The organism is Hydrogenophaga sp. 70-12, from assembly GCF_001897365.1.
GTDB lineage: Bacteria > Pseudomonadota > Gammaproteobacteria > Burkholderiales > Burkholderiaceae_C > Hydrogenophaga > Hydrogenophaga borbori.
Genome location: NZ_MKSS01000296.1, coordinates 1 through 1,543 on the forward strand (window position 1 = coordinate 1; position 1,543 = coordinate 1,543).

The 1,543-nt window shown below is 66.2% G+C and carries 2 protein-coding genes; both read right to left on the reverse strand.

All coding sequences use genetic code 11. The annotated features are described in order from the left end of the window. The coding region (locus tag BGO22_RS15985) for an ABC transporter substrate-binding protein (RefSeq protein ID WP_286851694.1) at positions 1 to 911 on the reverse strand (911 nt) is incomplete at its 3' end. Between the two features lie 154 nt (positions 912 to 1,065). Continuing rightward, on the reverse strand, positions 1,066 to 1,543 hold a 478-nt coding region (locus BGO22_RS15990; RefSeq protein WP_286851697.1), incomplete at its 5' end, for an AMP-binding enzyme.

The following is a 1,543-nucleotide window of genomic DNA, read 5'->3' on the forward strand; positions in this document are numbered from 1 at the left end:
GTGGTTGTAGGCGATCTGGTAGACGCGGCCGGCACCGTTGGTGCCCAGCGGTGGTTGTAGGCGATCTGGTAGACGCGGCCGGCACCGTTGGTGCCCAGCGCGGTGGGCGTGCCGGTGACGCCCGCGTAGTAGGTGAAGAACTTGCCGTTGTAGCCGTTCTCGTTGGCGGCCTTGATGAGCAGCGACAGGTCGGAGCCCCAGTTGCCGGTGATCACGGTGTCGGCGCCCGCCGCCTTGATCTTGGCGATGTAGGGCGCGAAGTCGCGCGTCTGCGCCAGCGGATGCAGGTCCTCGCCCACGAACTGGATGTCGGGGCGCTTGCGGCCGATGGTTTCCTTGGCGTACTTCACGACCTGGTGGCCGTGCGAGTAGTTCTGGTTGAGCAGGTAGATCTTCTTGATGTCCGGCTGCGTGGCGATGAAGCTGGACATGGCCTCCATCTTCATGGACGTGTCGGCATCAAAGCGGAAGTGCCAGTAGCTGCACTTGCTGTTGGTGAGATCGGGGTCGACCGCGGAGTCGTTGAGGTACAGCACTTCCTTGCCGGGGTTGCGCGCGTTGTGCTTTTCCACCGCGTCAGACAGCGCCAGCGCGACCGAGGAGCCGTTGCCCTGGATGATGTAGCGCGCCCCCTGGTCGATGGCGGCCTTCAAGGCGTTCAGGCTCTCCGCCGGGCTGAGCTTGTTGTCGATCGCGGTGATCTCGAACTTCACGCCGGCCGGGTTGCCCTTGCCGCTGAACTTCTCGGCGAAGAACTGGTAGCCCTTGAACTGGCTCACGCCCACCGGCCCCAACAGGCCGGTCAAGGGGTCGATGCGCACCATCTTGACGGTTTCGCCCGCCTGGGCGAAGGACGCGCCGGACGCCACCAGCAGGGCCGCCGCGGCCAGGGCCTTCATGCTCGATTTCATGCCTTGTCTCCTTGATGAGGGTGTTGAACCACAAAACCCGAGCAGCGTAAGGCGCGGTGGCGCGGAGGCGCTTCAGGGATTGCCCGGACCCCTATCCCCTGGGCGACACCCGCGCCCGCCCCCTGCACCGTTGCGGGGCGGCGCGGGCCCACCCTCACACCCCCGGCAGCACGTAGTCGTGGAGCTGCTGGCGCAGCACCATCTTCTGCATCTTGCCGGTGGCGCCCAGCGGGATCGCGTCGACGAAGACCACGTCGTCAGGCACCTGCCACTTGGCGATCTTGCCTTCGTAGAACTTGAGCAGCTCGTCGCGCGTCACGTCGGCGCCGGGCTTCTTCACCACCACCACGATGGGCCGTTCGTCCCACTTGGGGTGCTTCATGCCGATGCAGGCGGCCATGGCCACGGCCGGATGGGCCATGGCGATGTTCTCCACGTCGATCGAGCTGATCCACTCGCCGCCGGACTTGATCACGTCCTTGCTGCGGTCGGTGATCTGCATGAAGCCGTCGGCGTCGATGGTGGCGACGTCGCCGGTGGGGAACCAGCCGTGGCCCTGGGCGTCGTAGCGCAGCGGGTCGCCGCCCTCGCCCTTGAAGTAGCTGGCGATGATCCAGGGCCCGCGCACCAGC